Source organism: Paenibacillus sp. PAMC21692 (assembly GCF_014303795.1).
In the GTDB taxonomy this organism is placed as follows: domain Bacteria; phylum Bacillota; class Bacilli; order Paenibacillales; family Paenibacillaceae; genus Pristimantibacillus; species Pristimantibacillus agaridevorans.
On the sequence record NZ_CP060293.1, the window covers coordinates 7,226,169 to 7,251,512 of the forward strand.

Genomic DNA, 25,344 nt, shown 5'->3' on the forward strand with positions numbered 1-25,344 from the left:
TGATACATACACATGATCATTACAGTCGAAGAGATCGTTTATATTTATATAGGTGTATGTATCAGCATGCTCATTTTCAATGTTTTCATTATTTTTTTCCGCAAGTCGCAATACAAAAGGTTTAAAACTCGTACCCAAGATATCTCAAAACTAATCGATGTGCAGCTTGAGCATATTGCCCGCAAACAACCCATTAAACGAACGATACAAATCAAGTTGGACAAGATGTTGACCGCGCCAAACAAGCTGATGGCTTTTCATGAAGCCATAGAGGCTGCCCTTGAGCAAGATGCCGTAGTCGTTCAACAGTATCTGCTCTTAAGCCGCCCCCTGTTCGGCAGCCTGGCTGTAAAATATATGCAGAAGGATGATATAAGAAAAGCCTATTTTGCCTATTTGATGTCGAGATACAAGGTTTGCAAGGATATTGAGCAAGATGAGATCATTAATAGCATGCTGCAGCTTATCGATACCAAATCAGCTTATTGCAGGGAAAATTCGCTCAAAGCGCTTTACAGCTTTGGTAATGAAAAAAATGTGTTATCTGCGATTATGTTAATAAATAAAAATGAAATATTCCATCATGAAAAATTGTTATCCGATGGTCTATTATCTTTTGAAGGCGACAAAGCTCGACTCGGTGCCTTGCTGTGGGAGCACTTTAACGAATTTAACAATGACATTCAGGTTTCCATCGTGAAATTTTTGCATGCTGTTTCGGATCAATTTAAAGAGGAGCTTTACTCCTTGTTAATACGACAAGAAACAAACAAGGAAGTTAAAGTGGCTATCATTCGCTACTACGGGAAATATGTATATGAACCTATGTATCACTTTTTGCATACGACTTTGACAGAGGCTTCGGACGACTGGGAGATTATAGCGATATCAGCAACGGTAATCCGAGCATATCCAACCCCTGCATCTATAGAAGCATTGAAGATAGCCATGCATCATTCCAATTGGTACATTCGGTTTAATGCTGCTGAGACTCTTAATGTATTGCGAAAAAATTACAATGAGCTTGCATCCATATACAATGGTACTGACCGCTTCGCAAGAGATATGCTGCTGTACCAAGACCAGCGAACCCGTATCAAAGCACAGGCTCAACAGCAGGAGGCAGTGAGGGTATGATGGATTCCATCAAGTTATTATTCGAATATGTAGCCATTTTTTTCATTTGTTATATGCTGGTGTATTCTACATTTTTATTTTTGTCTGTTACGGTCGGAACCTCCGTGCTTTACAAACAGCTGCAAAGGCGGCAAATGAAAAATGAGCTCCAACATGACTATTATATTCCCATTTCGATCATTGTACCTGCTTATAATGAAGATGTTACCGTTGTAGATACCGTCATATCGTTGCTGAATTCTAAATATCAGTTATTTGAAATTATTGTCGTCGATGACGGATCAAAAGATAACACATCACAGGCCTTGATTGATTACTTCGAATTGAATCCAATCGAGCGCCCGATCCGCAAGCTGATTCCATGTATGCCTGAGGAGGCTTGTTATCTCGGCTATCGAGATAATATCCAGATCACGCTGATTCGAAAGAAAAATGGCGGCAAAGCGGACAGCTTAAATATGGGAATTAACGCTTCACAATTCCCCTACTTTATCTGTATGGATGCAGACTCCATGCTGCAGGATGATGCACTTGAAAAAATTATTCAGCCTGTACTTGAAAACCGCGACGTTATTGCTTGTGGCGGACTTATCAACATTGCGAACGGTGTTACGATTATAAATGGAAAAGTAATCAAATATAAACTGCCTAATAATATTTTAATTATTATGCAGGCATTGGAATACAACCGCTCTTTCCTGGCATCCCGCATTTTTTGGGATCAATTTAATGGAAACCTAATTATTTCTGGCGCCTTTGGCTTATTTAGAAAAGATATGGTCATCAATGTCGGCGGTTATGATCACGATACTCTAGGCGAGGACATGGAGCTTGTAGTAAAGCTGCATTCCTTTTGCCGTTCTCATCAAATCCCTTATTCTATTAAATACGAACCCGATGCCATATGCTGGAGTCAAGTACCAGAAACGATGTCGGATCTGATTAAGCAGCGAAGACGATGGCATCTCGGACTGTCCCAAAGCCTTTGGAAGCATAGAAATTTAATTGTAAATCCAAAATCCGGTATTGTCGGTCTAACATCTTATTCTTACTTTCTGTTTTATGAATTATTATCACCTTTTATTGAGTTGTTTGGATTGCTGACCATCATGCTGGCCTTCTCGGTTAATATCATTAATGTACAATTTATGATTATATTTTATTTGATATACGCAGGCTTTGGCGCAATCCTTTCCCTGACTGCTTTCTTTGCTCGTATCCATACACAAAATTTAAAGCTTGATCTAATTGATGTCTTAAAGGTCATCAGCCTATGTTTGCTGGAAAATGCGGGTCTTAGACTCGTTATTGCATTTGTTAGAATGACTTCTTTTTTCCGATATAAGAAGAAGAAAAACCATTGGGGCGAAATCACACGCCAGAAGATGAATATCGATCTCTAAAAATTGGATCGTATTGAATTGAGGAACTGATGATGACAAAAATGTTAGGGAAGCATTCATCGATAATATTATTAACATTGTTGCTCTTATTGGGTGGTAGTCCAGTAACTGTAGACGCAAATACGAACAGCGCATCTGTAATAGAAGGAAATCAGGCCGCATCAAATACGGAAGCGGTCGTTTACGTAGCAGGTAATCCGGATCACTATCCCATGGAGTACTTTGATAAAAAAGATCAAACCTTTAAAGGTATTGCGCCTGAGCTGCTCGAAATCATATCGAAAAAAACAGGCATTCAATTCATCTATATGGATGAAAATGTCGAACAAAATAATTTGATTGAAAATCTTCAAGTAGATATGGTATCCGCCTTTGCCTTTAACCAGGAGCAAATCGACAACTATAACTTAACGCTCAGTGAGAAATATTTCTCCATCCCCAAAGGGCAAGGTGCAGACGATATTTATATTGCTTTTACACCAATAGCGGATCCAGTAATGATATCCCGTATAACTGACGCCTTGCAATCCATTACGAGCGAACAAAAAGAACAGCTCCTGTGGTCGAAAATACCTAAGGAGCTCGAGACTGCACATAAAAGAACGGATATCATCATCCTGGCCTTATTGTTTGTTTCCGCTGTTCTTGTAATCGTTATGATCTTTATCGTTCTCAAGTATAAAAAGCGTTGGATCCACGTGCTTCAAACGGATCCAATAACGGGCTACGGCAATCACATTAAACTTTTTAAAGACTATGATGCATTTATTACGGATGATAATCGTGTCAGTTACAGTGTTGTAAATTTAAAAATCGACAATATCTCTTCGATCAGCGAAGTGCATGGTTATGTAGAACGAGACCTTACCCTCACGCATATCTCACAAATCATACAGTCGCATCTTAGCGAACACGAGATGTTTGCCAATGTATCGGAAGACAGTTTTATAATAGTGATGCAATATCTCTCCCAGCAACAATTAACGAAAAGACTGGGACCGCTATATTTGGACATCGAGAGCTTATTAAAGCAAAAAACGAAGGATGATGCGACAACGCTTAGGTCTGGCATATATGGTTTGGCGATTTACGATAAAGAATTAAACCTGGCCATCAATCATGCTATACAAGCTCGGGAATATGCACAGAGCAATAACCTTAGCTATGTCTTTTATGATAAGGCGATCTTCAAATCGATCCATTTGGTTAAAGAATTGGATCAAGAAGCGATTACAGGTCTTGATAACAATGAGTTTATTCCATACTTTCAACCAATGCTCGATTTGGACCAAATGGAGATTGTAGGATTTGAAGCCTTATCACGTTGGCAAAATAAAAAAAGAGGTCTGTTGTTCCCGGATCAATTTATCCCCATCCTCGAAAAGAATGGGCTGCTTGGCAAAGCGGATATCGCATTGTTTCGCAATGTATGTCAATTGCTGGGTCAAAGAGTTAAGGACGGGCAGGAGCTGATCTACGTTTCCTGTAATTTCTCACGTTATAGTATCTATCAACCTGACTTCTGTACAACCTTAAAAGAGATTGCCGCAGAACAACAAGTCCCTGCAAGCTGCTTGCAAATTGAAATTTCCGATACGATTTCCGCAGAAAATATGCCTGAGATTATAAGCAAAGTATCAGAATTAAAATCCTATGGCTTTACAGTAGCCCTCGATCATTTTGGAGGTGGCTATTCCTCCATTATGGAACTAAAAAACTTTGCTATTGACATCTTAAAGCTGGATAAGGAAATGATCAAAGATATTGAACATCCAAAAATACAATCCATCATGGGCAGTATAGTGGAAATGTGTCATGGCATTGGCGTAGAGGTTGCTTGTCAAGGGGTAGAGACGGATGCACAGCTGCAATTGCTTAAACAAATAGATTGTGATTATGTGCAAGGTTACCTTTTCTATCAGCCTATGCCTTATTCTGAGCTGGATAAGCTTATGCGAGGAATGCAGATATGAAAAAGCTAATTTATTATACTGGATTGACACTGATCCTGGTTATAGGAATTATCCTGATTGTTAATCGTGTTGCGCAAAAGTCAGCTGAAACACACAGCAAGCATAGTATCTTTTCTTGGTCAGATGAAGTCGTATTAGCCGAAGAGCGCCCTGCATTGCTATCCATTCTTGATCGGATGGATATTGGAGCCATCTATCAATCATTTTCCAAAGAATTACTTGCATCACAAGAAGCAGAATCTTTTCTTTTACAAATGAATGAACATACGATTGATGTATTTTACCTGACTGGAGAAGCCAGATGGGGTTTGGAAGCAGACGGAGCATCTCTAAAAGAAGAAATCATGAAAGTAGAGCTGCTCAATCAAAAAGTAGACAAAAAAGCTAGATTAAAAGGTCTTGTTATCGATGTAGAGCCTTATCTTTTGGAGGAATGGGATGCAGCTGACAAAAAGGGAAAAGTAAAAATAATAGAAACATTTATTGATGGTTTGGAAGCAGCTTATCAGGTGGCAAAGGATAAGGATTTAATTATGATTGTTACAATTCCTAATTTCTACGACAGATATTCTCTGTATGAACTGGATCGCTTGATTTCTTTGGCGGGCGATGGGATTGCCGTCATGAATTATGATCGTACAGACGAATATTCTCAAATCGAGAACGAAGTTCAATTTTCCAAAAAGCATGGCAAACCGATCGTCAATATCGCCGAGCTGCAACAGCCAGGAAAACATAAACTCGAAGATATCAACACCTATTATAACGCCGGCCTTGATGAGCTCCAAAAGTCTTGGGCCAGTCTGGACGAACGCTTCAAGTATCCCAAATTAAGCTTTTCCTATCATTATTATGATACTTTGAAGGAATTGCTCAAGTAGTAAGATACGTGAGCCGTGCTCATTACTTTCTGCAAGAGAACAAAAAGTTGGACGGAAAGATTCCGCCCAACTTTTTTATTTTCGGGACTTAAAAGACAGCCCCTTCCGAGGAAATTAATCGCCAATCCTTCGTTGCTTTCATTGGTCGATTGTCTCGATGAGGCCGGCCTTCGATAGCAAACGCCGAATCACAACCGCCGCCTCCGCACGCGTGATGCTGTCCTTGGGCGCCAGCATATGCTTCGCCCTTCCGGCAAACAATCCCCAGTTGACATTGTTGGCAGCTGCCGGGACGGCCCAGCCCGACACTAGTTTGGCGTCCGTGAAACGTTCAAGGACCGCCATATCGCTCGGGACAGCGGTAATCTTCTTATCATCGGCCAGAATCATAGCTCGGCTGGCAATGACCATCGCTTCCTCGCGATTAACCGGATTGTCGGGACGGAAATTTCCATCGTCATATCCGGCTATCAACCCGCTTTTCCAAGCAGCTTCCAGCCAGCCCGCATACCAAGCCGTAGCATCGACATCGTTAAATACACTATCTCCCTCTATTGGCTTCAAGCCCAAGCCGCGAGCCAGCATAACAGACAGTTCAGCTCTTGTCACTGCTGCATCGGGCTTGAACTGACCGTCCGCGTAACCGGAGACGACTAACCGTCTAGCCATATCCTCGACCGCCTCTTGTCCCCAATGACCCTTCATATCGAGAAAGGCAATATCCGAAATCGCCAGAGTATATAGGCTATTAGTCAGGCTGCGAATTTGAACGAAATTGTGGTCATCCGTCGTGTCAAGGATGGCAGGGACCGGACGTACTTCGCCTTGTTCATCGACAACAAATGCCGCCGCCTTATCGAATCTCTTCTCCGCTTCTGACGGAAGTTTGATTCCTCTCTCCACGTAAAAATCAAAAGTATCAACAGGGTCCATTCGCCCTTCCTGTCCCAGCATCAACTCGAAGCGAATCGGCGAACCGATCAATTCCAGTCCATTCCGCTTGAGGGACTTCGCCACCTGACTTCTCTCGGATTCTGCCACTTCAGAAATAACAACTCGCAGCAACAACCCGTCGCCGTCCGCCTCCGCTCCGCTTAGGAATTGTTCCTGCAGTTGCGCCGCATTCAGCGTGTAGTAAGCGCTCGATGTTTGCAGTGTAATAAAAGCTTTGCGGTTACCCAGCAATTTTAGCGACTTTCCATCCAACTCCAGCACAGCTTCGGAGGTATCCAGATCCAGCGCAATTTCAATTATCGGCCCTCCATCCCCCACTAGGCTCGACAATAGCTTGTCATAGTCCAACAAGTAAGTTACGGAAAAACCATTCGACGATTGATCGCGCTTCTCTCGGCCCAGATCGGCGGTGCGCCCGTTCAATAGTAGCTTTACCCGTTCAGGCTCCGTCTCGCGAAAGTACGATTGCCCGGCAGGCAGGACATATTGAATCTCACGCACAACCGTTTCCTTGCTTCGTTCTCCCCATTCGTTAGCCCCGGTCAGCAGGAAGCGGTAAACTCCCTCCTGATCCAACGGCACCTCAATCACGAATTCGCTGCCATCAGTCAAGTGTTTCGTTGCGGCCAGCTTATCCCAGCTGTCCACCGAACCGTTGCCGTTGGAGTCCTGCCATACTTGCACCAAAGCTCCGTTCATTGCCGTTCCTTCAATTGTCACATTCGCTTGGCCAACGGTTCCGGTTGGCTCTGATACCGTCGTCACAACAGGCGGAGTCATAACGGCCTCCCGACGATGCGGGCCGATGTAGAAATAGGGAATATCCGCCTCCATTAGCGAGAATTGCGGCAGCCGCTGCACACTTGTCCAGCGATAGGGATCGGCCGATTGCCCCGAAGACATTCCCTCTGGTCGTACCTCCACCACAACAAAGGTGCGCATCGGGCCCATATCAGCTTGCACAACTGCAACTCCTGGCTGCAGCGCAGCGATGACACCATCGCTGCCGACCGTTACCGTATCGTTGTGATTGGTGGACCAAGTTACCGTTTCTGCAGGTTGCCGCAAGTGTCCTTGACTGTTTAATTCGGTGACCGTAAGCGTATCTTGGCCGTTTACAGGCAGTACCAGATGCGGACGATCGGCGATGAGCGCCACGGGTTTGCCGACATCAGGCGGCAGCATTCGGAAGGCCAGCTCTGTAAGAGCGATCTCCAGCGACGATCCTTCGCCGTTTTCTTTCCACAGATAGATATCCGTTGTCTCCAACGTCTCGCCTGCAAAAGCCGAAATATCAATCTCAAACGTAGACAGTGCACCATCATCGGCTACTGTATATTCTTGATAGAAGGGATTGCTGCCGGTAATGCTCGTATCCCATGATCGCATAAAAAACTTCGCTTGACGCTGCACGGCTCCGGACTCGCCCACAAATCCGAACTTTCCTGTCAAATAGACAGACGGTTGATCCGGTACCTCCAGGCTGATCCGGCCGTTAATGCCGGTGCCGCTATCGCTTCCCGCGAGCACAATGGGATGTTCATAGCTGTTGCCATCCTCCATGACCACGCTCTCCGGCCTCGAGGCGCCGCCGTATTCTGTCCAGCTGCCGAATGGGAAGCCCGCATAGGTCGGTTCCGCCGTCCAGCTTCCTTCCTCTTCATACACGTCCAGCAAGTCCTCATACACATAACCATCATCGCTTACATGCACATATCCTCTGGTTAACGTATGATCAGTTACCAGCGTTATTTGAGCTGTCCCTTCCTTGAGCGCCAGGAATTGACCCGTATTGTCCACTTGGACGATATCCGGCCGACCATTGTAGAAATGGGCATTCTCTTCCTGGAGCCATACGCCGCGAGAACCGTCGCTATACACCTCGTTGATCTGCAGATGACCGCTCGTTCCCGGTTTCACCGTTGTGTTAACCTTATCGAATTCCAGATGCGTGACGGAATTGACCGGCGTCTCATCTTCATACACGAATTTATAGTCCGTCAGCAGCACTTCCGCATCCTCCCAAGAGGTTGCGCCTTTGTGACGCACATTCAGGTCGATCCTGATTTTCTGACCCGCATAAGCGGATAAATCCACCTCCACGGAGGTTCCCTTTCCCGTCACGGGCAAATCCTTCTGTACCACGAATATATTGCTGCCGCCGCCTTCCGTATATCCCTCCATAATAACGGAATTGTATACGCCCTGCGTCGCTCCTTGCGGGTATCGGAAGGTTGCAATCGCCTTTACCTTTGTTTTATTGGGCACCTGCAGGGAGTCCAGCGATCCGCTGATCTGTTCTCCGTTCTGCAGCGGCGCATAGCGGAAAACTTGAGTATAGTTCTCTCCGTTTTCGGCTGTAGCCGTATCCAATTGTTCGCCTATGCCATATTCGTTACCTGCTCCGAAGGTGAACGGATGCCAGCCGTTGGCCATCGACCAGGTGCTCCAGAAAGCCGTCGGCATACGCTGCATGAGAGACTCCTCCAAAGGCGCGCTGATCGTCAACAACGCGCTTGCGACAACTCCGCTTGAGGTAGCCGTTATAACCGTCTGCCCTTCCGCAAGCGCCGATACTCGCCCTTCCGAATCGACAATGGCGACATTTTCGTTACTGCTGCTCCAGAGCGGAGCTGCTTCAATCTCATCCTCGTAGAAATAATAGCCCTCCGATGTAATCCCGGTCAGTGCAAAGGAGATATCCGAGCCCACAATTGTTTCAAACTGACGGTCTGACAGGCTTTCCAGTTGCTGCTCCTTCAGTGTTTCGCCCTCCAGACGGAGCACAAGCCGGTCCAGATCGGTAGCATATTCTCCCTGTCTGTTCAGCTTCAGATCGGCAGGGTTGCCCTTGAAGAAAGCGAAGGTAGCCGCGCTATCCGTTGACAGCTCGACATCACCTTCCGAATCGGGAAATATAAACTCGCCAGCTATAATATCGTAGCGAGGCGATGCATCCGGGAACCGAATCGTTTCTGTGCCGGCCTTCGGCAATGTGACGAATACAAAGGATTCGTTGGCATTCACCTGCTTGCCGCTTCTCGAATACAAATGAACGCCGGCTAGATCAGCCAAATTGCGATACAGTTGCTCCGATGAAATAGAGGGTGAGCCGATCCATACTTCCGCTCCGCCTGCATGCTCTTTATATACAGCGGTAGCATGTGAGCCTGTCTGTCCCAATAATTGATACCCCGCCGCTTCGTATCCAACTGACGCATACAGCGGTATAGCCGGCGCTGATCCGCCGATGGGATCGGATGCGTCTATTCCCGCCAGCAGCGGCGACGTGCTGCCTCCAGCAGGCAGAATCTCGAAGCTCTGCGTCCCGATCTCCACGCTCGGCACACCGGTTACCGATGCCATATGCCCTGCGGAACGACTGTCCACTCCATCTGCATCCCGCTTCCAGTATCCTGCCGCATACAGCCAGACGAGCGTCTTGCCCGTTTTATCCCAATTCTCCAGCTGCGCAAGTCGTTCGTTATCCCAGGCATAAGCATTAGCCATAATATACAGCTTGTACGGATCGATTTTGCCGGCTAACACATCGGATAGCAGCACGATATCGTAAGGCGCTCCAACGGCGGACAACTCCTCCCGAATGAGCCTTACCCGTTCATTGACCGGCGAACCCCCGGCAGATTGAATCAACTGGGAGAACTCGTCCAGGACCAGCGCGATTTCGGTTGTTGACTGCCTCGGTAGATCAACGGCTGCTTCTGCTAGCTGATTCATCAGTCGAATGTTGTTCATCATTCGCGCGTTATGAAACCCGCCATACCCGGCGTCGTCATACCAGTGAATGCCGTAGTTTTTGGACAGCGTAAATCCAAAATTGCGCCACAAGAGAGCAAGCGATCCCTCAATGTCGTTGGCCAATGGCGGAGCGCCATGGGTATCGGTCCCCATATGCGTCGCATAGTCGTCTTCGCCCACGTATAGCTTGCCGTACAAGCGAGCCGAGTCCATCGCTCCGTGGACACTTGTGAAGCCGTCATCCAGATCCCTGTGCGTATAGTCCAGCGGCGAATACAGCAGATCAATATCATCGTTACGAAGTAAAGTCTCAAAATCCAGCATGCCCGACAACGGTCCGTATTGTCCGAATGCCATCGTGTAGCCGCCGTATACGGCAGCGAGCTTCTGGCCTTCCACTTCTTCCTTCACAACATGGGACAAGTAAGTCATCCGCTCGGACACAATCTCGTTGTGGTAGACGGCATAATCAATCAGGTCGCTCTGTGACCCTGGATTTAGGAACGGATCACCGGAAGCCTTCGATGGAATGTCAGCGCTTTCAAACGTGACATACGCATCGTTCCACGCTTCTCTTAGCTTGGCGACATCATGATTGTACCTCTCTTGCAGCCATTGCCGGAACTTCGCCGTATTGCTAACGCTGCGATCAAAATCCCGATTGGCCCAGGTATCCACATAGAACCACTCTGCTGTACTGCCCGCGCTTAACATGTACCCCAAAATGCGATCGCCGACAGGACTTGCCTCATACCTGCGAATTTGCTCCCGCAGCAGCAGCTCCGCCCGATTCTGCCATTCATCCGAGCCGTAGGATATCGCTCCCCAGGAAGCCCCTGTGTCGGTATGCACATCCGAACTGTTTTTGTCGTCAAAGCCGAACGGGGTATTGGATCCCATCCAGATCACGGGCAGGAAGTAGGCGTTGGGGTCCTGTTCGGCAATCTCCTGCATGTGCGGCAACCACACTTCAAGCGTCGGATAGCCGGTCGTATGTCGCGGCTGATAGATCCGAATACCCGCATAGTCGGCGGATTGCGTCATTCCGGGATACCAATCCCATTGAAACCAGCCGACTAGCGGCTGCGGTTGATTGTTAATATGCAGGGTTGGAATACCGTCGATACTCTCAACCGACGCATTCTCTACCGCATCATAATCGTTTTCCTCCGCTGCCGCTCCGGCCGTCTCGCCCGCCAAAGGCGGCAGCAAGCCGACCGTAACGATCAGCGCTGCCAGAAAGCTTGCAGTTAGTTGCTTAAATCTCATACACGATTCACCCCAATATTGTATATTTGCGCTTTACCCCTTAACCGCTCCCGCTGTCATTCCTTCAATAAAATAACGGGAGAAGAACAAGTAGACAAGCAAAGATGGTAAAGTTACGATTGTAAGTCCCGCCAGAAGCACGCCATAATTGGTGTTGTATTGCGATTGAAAATTCAACAGTCCTAGCGGCAGCGTCTTCAATTTGTCATCCGTAATTGTAATCAAAGCCCAGAAAAATTCACTCCAAACTCCCACGAAGCTCATAATGGCAACGACTGCAAGCACAGGCACAATCAGCGGCAGATCAATAGACCAGAACACCCTCATGTAGCCCGCCCCGTCAATTCGGGCCGCTTCGTCCAGCTCCTTGGGCAGCGACAGTACAAAATTGCGTATCAAATAGATGGCCATGCCGATCCCTCCCCCAACATAAGCAAGGATAAGTCCGGGATGCGAATTGAGCAGGTCCAAATCGCGCAGCATCAGAAAAATCGGAATGGTTGTCATCTCTCCGGTTATCATCAGAGTGGCCAGAAATCCGACAAAGAGCACCGAGTGGCCCGGCGGTTTCCACTTGCCGAGAGAATACGCCGCCAAGGTTACGACCGCAAGCGTAAGGACAAGCGAACTTATCGTCACGAATGCACTGTTGGCAAAATACACCGATACTTTGCCGATCACAAAAGCCTCCGCATAATTCGACCATTGCGGCCCCGACGACGACCACAGCCCGGACGGCTGCATCATGATTTCACGGGTTGTCCTCAAGGAATTAAACACCATGTAGAACAAAGGGTAAACGATGATAAGGAAAAGTCCGCATAACGGCAGCATACGAAGCGTTCCGAATAATCTGTTGTTTGTCATTGCTCGTCCTCCCTTGCGGCTATTAGCCTGCGGCTAATCAAGGTTAGCGTCAAAATAACAATGAACAGGATTATTCCCATCGTAATCGCTTCGCCGAACCGGAAGGAAAGAAACGCGCGTCGATAGATCATGATCCCGAGCACAGTGGTGCTGTCCCCCGGACCTCCTCCTGTCATCATGTAGATAAGGTCAAACGCTTTCAAGCCGCCTATCAGCGATAGAATAAAATTAACTTCCGTAATCCCTTTTAGCAGAGGCCGGAATATGTGCCAGAGAAGTGTGCCGCTTCCTGCTCCGTCCATCTTGGCACTCTCTATAAGATCTTTCGGAATCGCCAGCATCGCAACAATATAAAACGTAATGGTCATGCCGATGAACTTCCATGTATTTACGATCATAAGCGTATTCATCGCGGTCTCGGTGCTTCCCAGCCATCCTCTTGCCCACGTCTCAAGCCCAATTGCTCTCAGCACTTCATTCACCAGACCGAAATTGGGGGATAACAGATTGCTCCAAAGGAGGCTAACGACCGCTCCAGGCAAAATGACGGGAATATAAACGGCGACGCGCATCAGTTTTCGCCACCGATCGGATACGAGCGTATAGATGAAAAATGCCAGCAAAAAGCCGAGTATAGTCTGCACAATGGTCGTCACAAAAGCAAACCGCAATGTGCGTCCCGTTGCCGCCCAAAAATGATGATCGCCAAACACATTTTTATAGTTGCCCCAGCCAACCCAAAGAAATCCGGCATCAAACCCATTCCAATCCGTAAAGCTGCGTACAACGCTTGTCAGAACGGGATAAATGTAAAAGGCAGCCAGCAGTGCGACTGCCGGCAATAGAAATAAGTATGCGAGCGTATATTTGCGCGCTATCATGTATGTCTCCACTCCTTTATGGGCGAACCGGCAATCTCTCCAAGATTGCCGGCTCCCCATACCGCTAGTCGGCCTTGCAGCCTGAAATATTCCGACCTATCTCGCCCAACCCAAGGGCTGACGGCTATTGGCTGCTCTCAATAGCTTTTCGGTGATCCGCTTCCATCTTCTTCGCCGAAGCGGTCACATCCGCATTGGCGTTCAGCAAATATTCTGCGAAAGCCGCCTGCAATTGCTTCGATAGCTCCGCCGGATTATAGGTGAGCTTCTGCACGGGATAATCGGTTGCGCTTGCCGCAATTTGATCAATCAGACCATCCAGCGTTTCATCACCTGTATTCAAGTTTTGAAGCACAGGCATGGATTTGCTTTGGGATGCCCACAGCTTCTGGACTTCTTCGCTGGTGAGATGCTTAAGGAACTCAACCGCTTCATCCGGATATTGCGTCGATTTCAATACGAAGAATCCATCTGCCGTTAACGGCGCCTGAATTTTCAAGCCTTCGGCAGCCGGGAACAAGAAAGCGCCAAGCTCGTCGTCGATCTGCTCTTGCAGCGTAGGGATTTGGTTGTTATTGCCGAGAATCATCGCTGCGCGTTTAGTCAACAGAAGATTGGCAATTTCGTCGTTGCCTACCGCGAAGGCGTCTTTGCCGAAATATCCTTTAGAGAACCATTGCTTGGCGAGCTCCATTGCTTCGATATATTCCGGAGATTCATAGCTTTCTTCGCCTGCCAGCCATGCGCCTTGCGCTGTGCCGTTCTTGACAAAATTCATACCCGCGAAGGAATCCTTAAGCATATCGATTTGTCCGTCTTTGCCGCTGGCTGCAAGGGGAATGATGCCGTTTGCAGCCAGCTTTTCCATGGTTTGCTCCATTTGCTCCCGCGTTTGCGGAACTTCTAGCTGGTGGTCGCTAAACATCTTTTTATTGTAGATAACAACCTGGAAGGATAACTTAAACGGAATATTGGACACAAATGGTTTATCCGCGTTCACGACGCTTATATCGAGCAGGTCGCTGCGAATAAAAGACTGCTCCCAGGCCGGATCTTGCTGCAAGTAATCATCCAACGGCATTGCGGCGTCCACCTCGTTGACGAATGGAGCCATCCAATGCGTCCAGCCAAAAGACACGTCCGGCGCCTGATTTGCAGCTACCTTGGTCTGCATAACCTCGATTGCCTTGTCCCAGGGCACAATTTCCGGCTCGACCTGGATATGTGGGTTTTTCTCTTCGAAGAGACGAATTGTTTCATTCATAATCGCTTCATATTCTGGCCAGATATACAGAAACTTCAGATTGACGGGATCCTTTACCGCCTCCGGAGTTGCATTAGACGCAGAGTTTGTGGAACCAGGCCCGGCATTCGACTGCTTTCCTTCATTGCTCGCGTTATTGCCGCAAGCCGCCGCCAGCAGCAGGCCTATCAACAGCAGGCCTTTCAGCAGCATCGGTAACGATTTCGTTCCCATTTCTTTTTTCATTGTCATTCTCCCCTTAGATAACAATTTATTTTTAATGCCTTGGCATCAAAAATCATGTGAAAACGCAGTCTATCACGCTATATTGAAGCGCGACCGCCCCGAGCCAGTTCGACAACCCGACCATCCGGCAGCTCCAATCTTGCCGGAATTTGTTCCGGACAATCGATCTGGCAAGCAATTGTCCCGTCCTCCCGACGCCGCCATGACACGTGCACGACACCATCGGCTGTCGCCACTGCTCCTTCGGCCCATTCCAGGTAAGACGTATCCGGCCTTATGAGAATCCCCCGGCTGCCGGGCTCCATGGGACTCACCCCTAGCACGCAAGCGGTAAACTCATACAGCGGTACAGAGCCCCAGCCATGGCAATCGCTGCGTTGCGATACAGGGTCCTCTACCCAAGACGTTAAATTCATCGCCGCAAGATCTCGCCAGGTATCCCATAATCGATAGCTCTTGTCATACAGGCCGGCTTTCTCCAACGCACGGAACAAATAAAAGGACATCGCATACGAAACGGTCGGCAAATCCCGCTGCTCCAGCATATGGCTCAGCAATTCACCCGCTTGCCCATCCGGCACCGTCCGGGTTAGTACGGCAAAAATTTGACAATGCTGCGAATACAGCTGCACGGTCGGCCCGTCGGCAAACAACCTCCGCTCAGCGGACCAACAATTGCTCCGTACGGCCTCTTGTACCGCTGCGGCGCGATTCATATATTCCTCAGCGGTGGAGTGCCTGCCGCAAACCTCATTCAACTCAGCAGCTGTCTGAAGCGCCAATACATAAAATAAGCTGTAGGCGGTCAGCGGACCGTACTCATTTGCCGTCGGCACACCTCGGCCTTCGCGCCATTCCTCCACCCAATCAACAAAAGACCATACAGATCGAGGCATTGCCCCCATCAGACCACACGCTTCTACATGCTGGGCAAACCAGTGAAGCACCGCGTCGATCGTCGGCAAGTAACGGCGGACCAGCTCGGCATCCCCGAAATATCGATAATGATCAGCCACCATCATGATCCAATAGATCGAGAATCCTGGAATAACTTGAGGGTATACCGATGGATAACGGCTCTGAATCATCCCATTCGGCATAAGTGAACTGTGAAAATCGAGTATGGCTTTGCGCGCCAGCCGATCGTCCGCCGATATCTGATAGGTAAAAAGCACCTGAAGACGAGTATCCATAATGTATTGAAGCTGCTCATAATAGGGGCAGTCCTCGTACGTTTCGTGCATGCAACGCCGCAAAGTATTGATACTAATTTCCCACAAAAGCAATAACGTCGGGTCCGAGCTGGCGAAGGACGCCTTCACCTCAAGCGGATATCCGGTTTCACGATAATTGAAGCGGTGAAGGCGAATATCTTCCTCTCCGGCCCGTACCGTCAATCTGACATAACGAAAGGTGCGAAATTCAAACGGCTCGTATCTCTCGTAGTTCTCCTTGCCGGTCTCCCCTAGTCCCGCAACGATATAACGATCGACCTCGCCGTAAAGGCATCTTCCTTCAGGATCGTCCCGTATATCCTTATTGCGCCGGATCGTCGATTCCGCTTCCCTCTCATAACATTCCGAATACAAAATCTCTACCGTTGTTCCTCTCCCGCCGGTTAGGTCCAGATAGGGATATCCGGTAGTCAGCCCCCCCGCATCCAATTCGACTTCCAACGTCTCACCGGCTCGTACCAGCCATCCGCTTCCGTTTGAGTCTCCATCAAGAAGGTAGAAATCAGGCAACGCGTTCGAAGGAAGAATTCGCTTCACACCTGCGTAACCGTTTTCAATCTCATACAATGGTGGAATGGCACGAGCCTCAAGCGGCCATGGCGTCAGTTGCCCATACAGCACATCCATAATTTCCGACACCATTACCGCCGGTCGCCAGCCCTGGGCTTTATCCCGCATTTTTAGCCAGCCGAACGGCAGCAGACGACCGTCAGTTTGCTCTGTGCCTCCGACATAAAGCGTATCCTGCCCTCCCGCTACGAAGCGGGTAGCCGCGTCTCTCAAACATTCCCAACGATTATCTGTCGATAAATTAATGGTTGCGCTACCATTTATCGCGATCAAATTTCCTTCCAGCAAGAAAACGCCTTGCCCCGAACGCCACACGGATGCCGGTCCACCGATTCCAAGACGGAAAGGCTCGCATGGGCGGTAATGAACGACTTTGGCAGCCAGCACATTCATCCCTTCGACAAGCTTATCCGTAATATCCACCGTTTCGTAATAGCGAGTGAATCGGTCCCCCTTGCAAGGGCCCACACTAACTGATTGACCATTCAGATACAACCGATATCGGCTGTCGGCCGATACGTGAACGACCAGCCTGGAGGCAGCCGGTTCGGCCACCTCGAAGCAACGGCGAAAATAAACAATCTCGTGTTCTTCAGACCTTTCCCGGACATCCTCGGACTCGCTCCAGATCCATTGTGCCTTCCATTCTTCCGGTTTATGGTTCAACTCTTCTTTTCCTCTCCTCTGCCCCGTAGAGCGCTTGTACTTTCGCGGACTTGCAATTGCGATTTTACGATGAGACTGGGCAGGTCTTCCTGGGCGTTCATAATTTGAACAAGTAGATCTACCGACTGCTCACCCAGCGAATATCGCGGATGCACCACAGACGTCAGACTCGGATAGCTGTACTGCGCCAGTTCAATTCCGTCGACGCCGATAATGGACAACTCGTCAGGAACGCGAATCCCCAGTCTGTGCGCGGCCTGCAGCACTCCCACGGCCAAAATGTCATTCGCCGCAAAAATCGCCGTAGGCCTCTCTTCTACCTGCAGCAGTTGATATGCTCCCTGTTCTGCCTCTTTTACTCTTTCCTTCTCAATCAACCGGATATACTCACTCCTGAGCGGCAGCCCTCTGGCCAACAAAGAATCCTTGTATGCACGAAAGCGATCCATCCAGACGCTCGCATCGCGGTTTAGCGACAGATGACCTATTCGTGCATGTCCCAATTCCAACAGATGCCTCATCGCGATCAAACCGTCCAAATAATTATCCGTCTGAATCACCGGCAAGGAGGTATGGGCTGGGGACGGATTAAACAGCACCACCGGCACCGTATGATTTTTCCGAAAGTGCAGCTGTTCCAGCTCTTCAATAAAACGTTCCTGCATTCGAATGGAATCAAATTCGAACGAGGTGAAAATAATTCCATCCACTCTCTGCATCAATAACAATTCCAGATTGCTCTTGGCTCCGACATAATCCAGGCCATTACAGATAACAACACTTTTGCCGAACTGCTTCGCTTTCGTCTCAATCCCCAGTATGTAATCTGCATAGTATGGATTGGCAATATTGGAGACTACTACGCCTATCATATTGCTTTGGTTGGTCGCAAGACCGCGAGCGAGCTGATTCGGACTATACCCTAATTGTTCAATAGCCTGCTGCACCTTGCTTCTTGTTTGCTCCTTGACGGTATGTGGTTCGTTAATCACCCTGGACACCGTTATCGGAGCAACGCCGGCCAGCTTCGCCACATCCTTTAACGTAACCAAATTACAAGCTCCCCTTCCACAACAGAATGGTTGCGCTACCATTTCGTTAGTGCTATCTTAGCACAGGTTTTGAAAGATGGCAATATCTTCGTATATCTTCGTGCAGTCCATAATATATTCTGACTTTTGACTACCGTATCTCCTCCTTTTTTTCTAAAAACGCAAAAAACTCGGAATTATGTCCCCGAGCTCCTTGCAAGCTATGCAATTTCAACCCATTTTCGAGTACAATGTCACGGCCGAGATTGATCCCATCTATCTATTCCAGTCCGCAATTTCCCGAAATATATCCTCCATTACAAAACCGACGCACGGAATCTTATCCGATACAACGGTATCCTTCCCTTCGAATAGATTCATAAGCTCATATCGTCCGTCTTCGAGCAAATGGTGCTGCTCCAGCGTACGAGCTTCGATGTCGACGATCCAATATTCCGCAACTCCATGCACGGCATAAGCCTTACGCTTAACGAGCTTGTCTCGCTTATGAGAGCTGGGCGACAAAATCTCGATGACCAAATCCGGCGGTCCTTCAATCCCTCTCTTCGTTACAACATGCCCGCGGCTGCGATGAATCATGAGAATATCCGGCTGGACGACCGTCGTTTCGCTCAGAATAACATCGATTGGCGCATGAAACACTAGATAATCCTTTCTGCAGCTTTGCTTAAAGATAAACTCTAATTCTCCGCTAACAGCTTGATGCGTCGTCGAGGGGCCCGGCGACATCAACTCCATAATCCCGTCAACAATCTCATAACGCTGCCCGTCATCCGGCCATTCGGCATACATTTCATAAGTGACCGGAGGTTCCAGCACTTTATCGGCCGTTTTTTGTTTCGGATTACGGTCCATAACATCCGCTCCTCTCCATGTAAAAAGCACCTTCAATAGCAACACAAATACAATGTGTGTCTACGAAGGTGCTTCCTTGTTATCCCTATTATGATCAGTCCTGTCGCTATTGTCAATGAATCCATCGACACCACGCTGACACCATCCCGGCACCAGAGCAAGCAAAGCTGCCCAACGTTAAGTCAGATTTATTTACATAATATTAAGCTGCAATTTATGTTTCAAAAATAATCCATCCCTACAATAAACATGATCACAACATAAAGGAGAGATTTATTTTGAAAAGAAGATGGATTGGTCTGGGCGTAGCAGCCATCATGGTTTCTTCTTTAAGCAGCCCCGCAGTTGCACTTGCCTCCGAATCTTTCGATTTAACCATCATGCACCTGAATGACCATCATTCGCATTTGGAAAGTCAAACTTACGATCTTAGATTAGACTATGACGACGCGCAAGATGACGAAAAAGTACGATTGGAGTTAGGCGGCATGTCTTACATATCGTCGTTGATTAATGAATACAAAAACGACGGCTCCTTGTATTTGCAAAGCGGCGAAGTGAACGGAACGCTATATTTCAGCCTCTACAAGGGCGAGACGGACATAAAGGTGTTAAACGCCTTGCAGCCTGATGCTTACATGGTTGGCAATCATGAGTTTGACGAGGGCGACCAGCGCCTTGCCGACTTGTACGACATGGCAACATTTCCGGTCTTGTCAGGAAATATTAAACCGACTAAAAAATCCCCGCTCTTCGGAAAACTGAACAAGCCGTACATGATTAAAGAAGTAAACGGCGAGAAGGTTGCCATTATCGGCGTTGTAAAAATTGAAAAAACAAAGGAATCCTCGCTTGTTAGCGACGATGTTGATTTTATTAACGAAATCGAGTTTGTTAAGTCCGCCGTTGAAGAAGTAAAGGAGCAAGGTATCAACAAAATTTTGATACTGAGTCATCTGGGTTATGACTTTGATCAGGTTTTGGCAGCTGAAACCAGCGACATCGACTTGATTATCGGCGGAGATACTCACAACTTGCTAGACTCTTCGGGTGCGATGCAAGATCTTGGTTTGCCTGTGACCGGCGAATATCCAACGGTTGTTACAAATGCGGACGGAAAAGACACTTACATCGTCCAAGCATGGGAATACGCCAAGGTTCTGGGTAAAATTGATTTGACATTCGATGAGCAAGGCGACGTCATCAACGCAGCGGGGAAGCCCATCGCTCCCGTTAACGGTCCTTATCAGATTAACGTAGACGGGAAGTGGGTTGACGCGGACGAAACTGCATTGGCCAAAATCAAAGATGCGATTGCGAAAAGCCCGGTTTTGGTAGAGGGCACTACCAATCCCGTTGTGGAGGAAATTATTGAACCTTACCGGGAAGCGGTAGAGGCGGAGATGGCGACCGTCATTGGCACAGTGAAAGAAACATTGACCAACGATCGTATCCCCAAACCTTTTACAGCTATGAAAGATGCAAACGGCAGCTTTGCAGCACAAGTTGTTGCCGACTCTTTCTTGTACGGCTTGCCGCAAGCAGACCTTGCCATCCAGAACGCTGGCGGCGTTAGGTCCACCTTTTTACAAGGCAATTTTACAATGGCCGACGCCTACACCATGCTGCCGTTTTCCAACACAGTGACTACGCTTAAAATAACCGGCGAAGAAGTAGTCAATGTTCTGGATGACGCCATTCGCTACTCGCAGGGCATCACGCAATCCACCGGCGCCTTTCCTTATGCGTCGCACTTGCGATATGACGTTTATTTAAATGCAAGCGACAACGTCAAGAGCGTATATAACGTAGAAGTAAAAGATAGAAAGACAGGCAAGTGGTCCCCCATCGACAAGGATAAATCTTATGTTGTAGTTACAAACTCCTTTACGGCTCTTGGCAAAGACGGCTATGTCACGTTTGAAAAGGCTATCGAAAGAGATCCAAATGTAAAGGAAGAAACTCATATTGAATATGCCGTACCGCTTGTTGAGCTGTTTACAAAATACCTAAACGGCGGAGAGCTTGTTAAACCGAACGCGGACAGCTACTCCATAAAATCGGTAAAAGAATGGCAATCCGAACCATCCGAAGGATCGGAATCAACCGAGGCGCCTGACGGCGAGTCCACGGATCCAGCAGAAGAAGTAAAAACATATACGGTAGCAAAGGGAGACACACTCTACAGTATTGCGAAGAAAACCTTAAAGGACGGAAAACGCTGGAAGCAGATTTATGAATTGAACAAAACTACGATCAAAAATCCGAACTTCATTTATCCAGGACAAGTAATCGTACTGCCGTAAGGAAAAAGCCGCTCTTCCGTAATGGGAGAAGCGGCTTTTTTCTGTTTTGAAGTCCACTACACTAACCACCCGCGCTCAATTGCTTTTTCCGTCGCCTGCTGACGAGTCTCCACACTCAGCTTTTGAATAGAAAGGGACAAGTAGTTGCGGACCGTGCCTTCCGTCAAAAACAACTCCTTCGCAATTTCACGGGTCGATAACCCCGATCCGGATAATCGCAGCACATCCCGCTCCCGCTCGGTCAACGGGTTGTCCTCCTTCAGAAACAACACCGCTGCCAAGTCGGTGCTGACGACTCGCTCGCCTTGCATAACTTTGCGAATGGACCTAATTAAATAATCGATCGGCTCATCCTTAAGCAAATAGCCTTCGACCTTCAAATTCATAGCCTTCTGGAGAAACCCGGGACGTGCAAAGGTCGTGACGATAATGATTTTGACGGATCGCCCCTCTTGCCTAACGATCTCCGCCACCTCCAGACCCGTCCTGCCCGGAATCTCAATATCAAGCAGACAAACATCCGGCTCATGACTGCAAATCGCATCATATGCCGCCAAGCCGTCCTCCGCTTCAGCAACGATCTCCATATCTTCCTCCATAGCGATCAAGGCGGATAATGTTCCGCGCAAAAGCTTTTGATCCTCTGCAATGACAATTCGAATCATGTTGACGAAACCCTCCCATTGCTAACTAGCGGTACCTGCAACACGATAATCGTTCCTTTTCCTGGAGTTGCCGATAAATTTGCTTCACCTTGCAGCATAAACATCCGCTCCTTCATGGATGGAATGCCGTTGCCCGCCCCCTGCTGCAAATTTCCGTTCCCATTGTCGATTACCTTAACGATGTAATGCTCCCCGTCCGTGTATAGTACAATGGTACAGCGGCTCGCTCCGCTATGCTTCATTATATTGGTTATCGCTTCCCTCACGGAAATCGCCAGCATCGTTTCCGCCACATTGGATAATGGCGGCATCGCTTCTTTGCGCCAATCGGCAGCAAGTTCAATGCCGACTTTGCCGAGCATGTCCCTCGATAATTCAATCTCCTTTTTTAAAGATATAAATTTCATATCGCTCACAAGTTCTCGAACCTGCTTCAAGGCATGGCGAGAGTTATTTAAAATATCATGCAGCTCCTCCTTGGCTTTCTGGGGATTTTTATCTACCAGCCTCATGGTAAGCTCACTTTTCAGCTTGATCATGGTCAGCGTTTGTCCAAGCGTGTCGTGCAAATCTCTGGCAATTCTGCTCCGCTCTTCTTCCTTAATATAACGTTCCAGATGGGCATCGGCGAGTGCCAGCTTCTCTTTTAGAATGCTTGCATTTTCCCTTGTATGCACCACAATCGACAAAGCAAGCTGAGCCACCATAACGGGAAGTCCCAAGGTGGCAACAAATGCAGCCGGATTGTCCGCATCCAACCAGCTGAACAGGGCGAACATCGCGACAATGCCCGCCATTCCTCCGGCAATCATTCCTTTGCTGCTCGCTCTTCCCAGCAAATCAGCAAATACAAATCCGTACAACAGCAGCCAGTTGCCGAAATAGCTGCCCATTACCGCAAGCAGCAAACATCCGATAAGACAGGCGCAAAGCAGCCTCCAGTCCCGATGCCAGAGCGCGGCATAATAACAGGCCAGGAACAGCAAAAGAAAAGCCAGTCGCCCCCACAGAAGCACGTCTTCCTCATGAAACAGCACCCGATAAACGAGCACCATGATGATAAAAACATCAACCATCAAATATCTTTCGATCTGATCGGCAGGATATATTTTTTTCAGCAAAACAAACCCACCCACTCCATTATTAGTTCCGATTATGACTTGCTTATCAGACCGGAAGCGAACCTTCTCGCGGATTCCATAGGACCCAGCCTGAATCGCTTCAGCCATAGAGTTGCAAAAAGAATCTGAATGCAGCTTACGGCAATCCATAAGCCGGCAATCGCCGCGGAATTCACCTTGCCGCCTAGTCCGAAGCCCCATCCGTAGAAAATGACGGCACACATGACATTTTGCATCACATAGCAGCTTAACGACATTTTACCTACCGCTTCAAGCTTGCTCCACAACCACCATTGTGAGTACATCTCATACAGCTTCGCAATCAATCCTAGATAGGCAAGCGACATTAGCGGCGCAAACAAATACCGGATGGGCAAATCAAAATATCCGCTCGGCACAAAAATCAGCAAATTAAGCGGAATACCCGCATAAAGACCGATGCGAAGAAGCTTTCGCCGATGCCGCCGCCCCCGTTCATCCATAGCAAACACGCCCGACCTCATCAGACGGATCCCTAGCAGGAACAAAAACAGATTCATAGGAATGACAAGAATCGCCTCGGAGCGCAGCGGCAGAAAATTCGCAAGCCTGTTAGCTGCCTGTTCTTGCCAACTGCCTTCCCTATATAATAACACTGTCTCCTTCATGTCCCCCATTGAAAAATGAGCGCCAGAAAACGCAAGAGATACGAAGTAAAATAGAATGAGCAGCATAACTGTTCCATGCAAGCCACCCACTATTTTCATGGCCAAATTAATCGCCTTGTCACCATTCTTCACGATAAATGCAGCCAAAATCGCGGTTATGCCGTAGCTCATCAGAATATCGTACTCCATGACAAGTGTAAAATGAATAAACCCCTCCGCCAATAAAATAAGGGAAGTCCATATATACATGCCAGGCCACGCGTGTCCTTTTCTCAACGTCTGCCGATACTTCATCTCCAGTCCTACCCCGAACATAATGGTAAGCAGCCCGAGCAGCTTTCCATTAACAAGAAAGAGGACAAACACTCGAACAAAATCCTGAATTGAGCTCCACCATTCTGTATTTGTAAAAGTAAACATATAATTCACGTCGCCCAGATGGGCAAACAGCCATATATTCGTGCCAAGCGTTCCGAGCACGGCGAATCCTCGCAATATGTCCAACAGCCTTAACCTGCCAGCCGCTTCCTTCAAAGTTACCATCCTTTCGCACCAATAAGTTGCCTTTATCATATATCCGGCCTCGACCAGTGAATATTCACAGCAATCAGCAAATTAATATGACAGTGTCATAACGCTTTCTAATCATTTGCAGAACAATTTACACTCCACTATAATGATAAAATTAGACCACATACAATGAAAGTGATGATACCATGCAACTGAAGAAAATAAGTCGCGATCTGTTGATTTTGATGTTAGGCTCTTTTTTATTTGCGCTAGCCGTCAATGTGTTTATTATTCCCAATGAGCTTGGCGAAGGCGGCGTAACCGGAGTAACGATCATTTTGTATTATTTGTTCCAATGGTCGCCAGGTTTGATGAACTTGATTATAAATGCCCTGTTGCTCCTATTCGGATACCGATTTTTGGACAGACAGTTAATTGTTTATACGATTATTGCAGTATTGTTCAATTCCTTGTTTCTTCATTTGACGAGGGATTGGAGCATTGCTTCTAACGAAATTATCGTCAATGCTATATTTGGCGGGGTATTGACCGGCATCGGCATCGGGATCATTATCCAAGTTGGCGGAAGTACGGCGGGAACTACCATTCTCGCCCGTATCGCGAATAAATACTTAGACTGGAATATTAGTTATGCTCTGCTGTTTTTCGATTTAATTGTTGTTTTCGCCTCCTATTTCATTATTGGGGCTGAGCGCTTGATGCTCACCATTATTATGCTTTATGTTGCAACTAAAGTGATGGACTTCATTATTGAAGGGCTTAATCCGAAAAAAGCAGTTACCATTATTTCCAATTATCAGGATCAAATTGCCGAGCGAGTGACGCTTGAAATGGACAGGGGCGTTACCGTGCTTCAAGGAAAAGGCTACTATTCTAAAGAAGCGAAAGAAGTTCTATATATCGTCATTACGAAACAAGAGCTCCCCAGTCTGAAGAAGATAGTAAAGGCTACCGATGCGGATGCCTTCCTAACGATTCATGATGTTAGAGATGTGTTCGGCGAAGGTTTCATGAAGTTGAGCAAATAGGCTGGCTTAGATCAAAAACAACCGGGCAGTTCGTCTTCCGACGATCATGGCCCGG

Annotated in this window: 16 protein-coding genes; 6 read left to right on the forward strand and 10 right to left on the reverse strand. The window is 47.7% G+C overall.

Annotated features, from left to right (window positions below):
• Window positions 1–12: 12 nt before the first annotated feature.
• From H7F31_RS29000 to H7F31_RS29015, 4 genes are read left to right on the forward strand one after another with little or no spacing between them, the layout of a single operon-like run.
• Complete coding sequence (locus H7F31_RS29000; RefSeq protein ID WP_187101647.1) at window positions 13–1,137, forward strand: HEAT repeat domain-containing protein; 1,125 nt, start codon at window positions 13–15, stop codon at window positions 1,135–1,137.
• Complete coding sequence (locus H7F31_RS29005; RefSeq protein WP_187101648.1) at window positions 1,134–2,540, forward strand: glycosyltransferase family 2 protein; 1,407 nt, start codon at window positions 1,134–1,136, stop codon at window positions 2,538–2,540. Before H7F31_RS29000 ends, H7F31_RS29005 begins: the two co-directional genes overlap by 4 nt.
• Before the next feature lie 32 nt (window positions 2,541–2,572).
• Window positions 2,573–4,513 (forward strand): EAL domain-containing protein, encoded by a 1,941-nt coding sequence (locus H7F31_RS29010; RefSeq protein WP_187101649.1) that lies wholly within the window; start codon window positions 2,573–2,575, stop codon window positions 4,511–4,513.
• Complete coding sequence (locus H7F31_RS29015; RefSeq protein ID WP_187101650.1) at window positions 4,510–5,394, forward strand: hypothetical protein; 885 nt, start codon at window positions 4,510–4,512, stop codon at window positions 5,392–5,394. Before H7F31_RS29010 ends, H7F31_RS29015 begins: the two co-directional genes overlap by 4 nt.
• 138 nt (window positions 5,395–5,532) lie before the next feature.
• On the opposite strand, the gene H7F31_RS29020 is transcribed toward H7F31_RS29015, so the two are convergent.
• The 7 genes from H7F31_RS29020 to H7F31_RS29050 form a co-directional block, all read right to left on the reverse strand.
• On the reverse strand, window positions 5,533–11,376 hold the full coding sequence (locus H7F31_RS29020) for an S-layer homology domain-containing protein (RefSeq protein ID WP_187101651.1): 5,844 nt from the start codon (window positions 11,374–11,376) through the stop codon (window positions 5,533–5,535).
• 33 nt (window positions 11,377–11,409) lie between these two features.
• Window positions 11,410–12,243 (reverse strand): carbohydrate ABC transporter permease, encoded by an 834-nt coding sequence (locus H7F31_RS29025; RefSeq protein ID WP_087565829.1) that lies wholly within the window; start codon window positions 12,241–12,243, stop codon window positions 11,410–11,412.
• Complete coding sequence (locus H7F31_RS29030; protein WP_187101652.1) at window positions 12,240–13,124, reverse strand: carbohydrate ABC transporter permease; 885 nt, start codon at window positions 13,122–13,124, stop codon at window positions 12,240–12,242. The genes H7F31_RS29025 and H7F31_RS29030 overlap by 4 nt, the downstream gene beginning before the upstream one ends.
• Before the next feature lie 124 nt (window positions 13,125–13,248).
• Window positions 13,249–14,613: an ABC transporter substrate-binding protein gene (locus H7F31_RS29035; RefSeq protein WP_187101653.1), complete on the reverse strand. Its 1,365-nt coding sequence runs from the start codon at window positions 14,611–14,613 to the stop codon at window positions 13,249–13,251.
• Window positions 14,614–14,690: 77 nt separating this feature from the next.
• Window positions 14,691–17,084, reverse strand: coding sequence for a family 78 glycoside hydrolase catalytic domain (locus H7F31_RS29040; RefSeq protein ID WP_187101654.1), 2,394 nt, complete (start codon window positions 17,082–17,084; stop codon window positions 14,691–14,693).
• A complete protein-coding gene (locus tag H7F31_RS29045) occupies window positions 17,081–18,136 on the reverse strand; it encodes a LacI family DNA-binding transcriptional regulator (RefSeq protein ID WP_187101655.1) in 1,056 nt (351 codons plus the stop codon). The genes H7F31_RS29040 and H7F31_RS29045 overlap by 4 nt, the downstream gene beginning before the upstream one ends.
• Before the next feature lie 255 nt (window positions 18,137–18,391).
• Window positions 18,392–18,991 (reverse strand): Uma2 family endonuclease, encoded by a 600-nt coding sequence (locus tag H7F31_RS29050; protein WP_187101656.1) that lies wholly within the window; start codon window positions 18,989–18,991, stop codon window positions 18,392–18,394.
• Window positions 18,992–19,269: 278 nt separating this feature from the next.
• On the opposite strand from H7F31_RS29050, the gene H7F31_RS29055 reads away from it, so the two are divergent.
• Window positions 19,270–21,297 carry a 5'-nucleotidase C-terminal domain-containing protein gene (locus H7F31_RS29055; protein WP_187101657.1) on the forward strand — a complete coding sequence of 676 codons (2,028 nt, stop codon included), beginning with the start codon at window positions 19,270–19,272 and terminating at the stop codon, window positions 21,295–21,297.
• A gap of 56 nt (window positions 21,298–21,353) precedes the next feature.
• Here H7F31_RS29055 and H7F31_RS29060 read toward each other — a convergent pair whose 3' ends face one another.
• Genes H7F31_RS29060 through H7F31_RS29070 form a run of 3 tightly spaced genes read right to left on the reverse strand, consistent with a single transcriptional unit; the run spans window position 21,354 to window position 24,264 of the window.
• Window positions 21,354–21,962 carry a response regulator transcription factor gene (locus tag H7F31_RS29060; RefSeq protein ID WP_187101658.1) on the reverse strand — a complete coding sequence of 203 codons (609 nt, stop codon included), beginning with the start codon at window positions 21,960–21,962 and terminating at the stop codon, window positions 21,354–21,356.
• Complete coding sequence (locus H7F31_RS29065; RefSeq protein WP_187101659.1) at window positions 21,959–23,083, reverse strand: sensor histidine kinase; 1,125 nt, start codon at window positions 23,081–23,083, stop codon at window positions 21,959–21,961. Before H7F31_RS29065 ends, H7F31_RS29060 begins: the two co-directional genes overlap by 4 nt.
• A 32-nt stretch (window positions 23,084–23,115) precedes the next feature.
• Window positions 23,116–24,264, reverse strand: coding sequence for a DUF418 domain-containing protein (locus H7F31_RS29070; RefSeq protein WP_187105594.1), 1,149 nt, complete (start codon window positions 24,262–24,264; stop codon window positions 23,116–23,118).
• 182 nt (window positions 24,265–24,446) lie between these two features.
• On the opposite strand from H7F31_RS29070, the gene H7F31_RS29075 reads away from it, so the two are divergent.
• Window positions 24,447–25,289: a YitT family protein gene (locus H7F31_RS29075; RefSeq protein WP_397373291.1), complete on the forward strand. Its 843-nt coding sequence runs from the start codon at window positions 24,447–24,449 to the stop codon at window positions 25,287–25,289.
• Window positions 25,290–25,344: the final 55 nt, after the last annotated feature.

Coding starts and splice junctions, on each gene's coding strand:
- H7F31_RS29000 (WP_187101647.1), top strand. CDS start 13: ATGATCATTACAGTCGAAGAGATCGTTTATATTTATATAGGTGTATGT.
- H7F31_RS29005 (WP_187101648.1), top strand. CDS start 1,134: ATGATGGATTCCATCAAGTTATTATTCGAATATGTAGCCATTTTTTTC.
- H7F31_RS29010 (WP_187101649.1), top strand. CDS start 2,573: ATGACAAAAATGTTAGGGAAGCATTCATCGATAATATTATTAACATTG.
- H7F31_RS29015 (WP_187101650.1), top strand. CDS start 4,510: ATGAAAAAGCTAATTTATTATACTGGATTGACACTGATCCTGGTTATA.
- H7F31_RS29020 (WP_187101651.1), bottom strand. CDS start 11,376: ATGAGATTTAAGCAACTAACTGCAAGCTTTCTGGCAGCGCTGATCGTT.
- H7F31_RS29025 (WP_087565829.1), bottom strand. CDS start 12,243: ATGACAAACAACAGATTATTCGGAACGCTTCGTATGCTGCCGTTATGC.
- H7F31_RS29030 (WP_187101652.1), bottom strand. CDS start 13,124: ATGATAGCGCGCAAATATACGCTCGCATACTTATTTCTATTGCCGGCA.
- H7F31_RS29035 (WP_187101653.1), bottom strand. CDS start 14,613: ATGAAAAAAGAAATGGGAACGAAATCGTTACCGATGCTGCTGAAAGGC.
- H7F31_RS29050 (WP_187101656.1), bottom strand. CDS start 18,991: ATGGACCGTAATCCGAAACAAAAAACGGCCGATAAAGTGCTGGAACCT.
- H7F31_RS29060 (WP_187101658.1), bottom strand. CDS start 21,962: ATGATTCGAATTGTCATTGCAGAGGATCAAAAGCTTTTGCGCGGAACA.
- H7F31_RS29075 (WP_397373291.1), top strand. CDS start 24,447: ATGCAACTGAAGAAAATAAGTCGCGATCTGTTGATTTTGATGTTAGGC.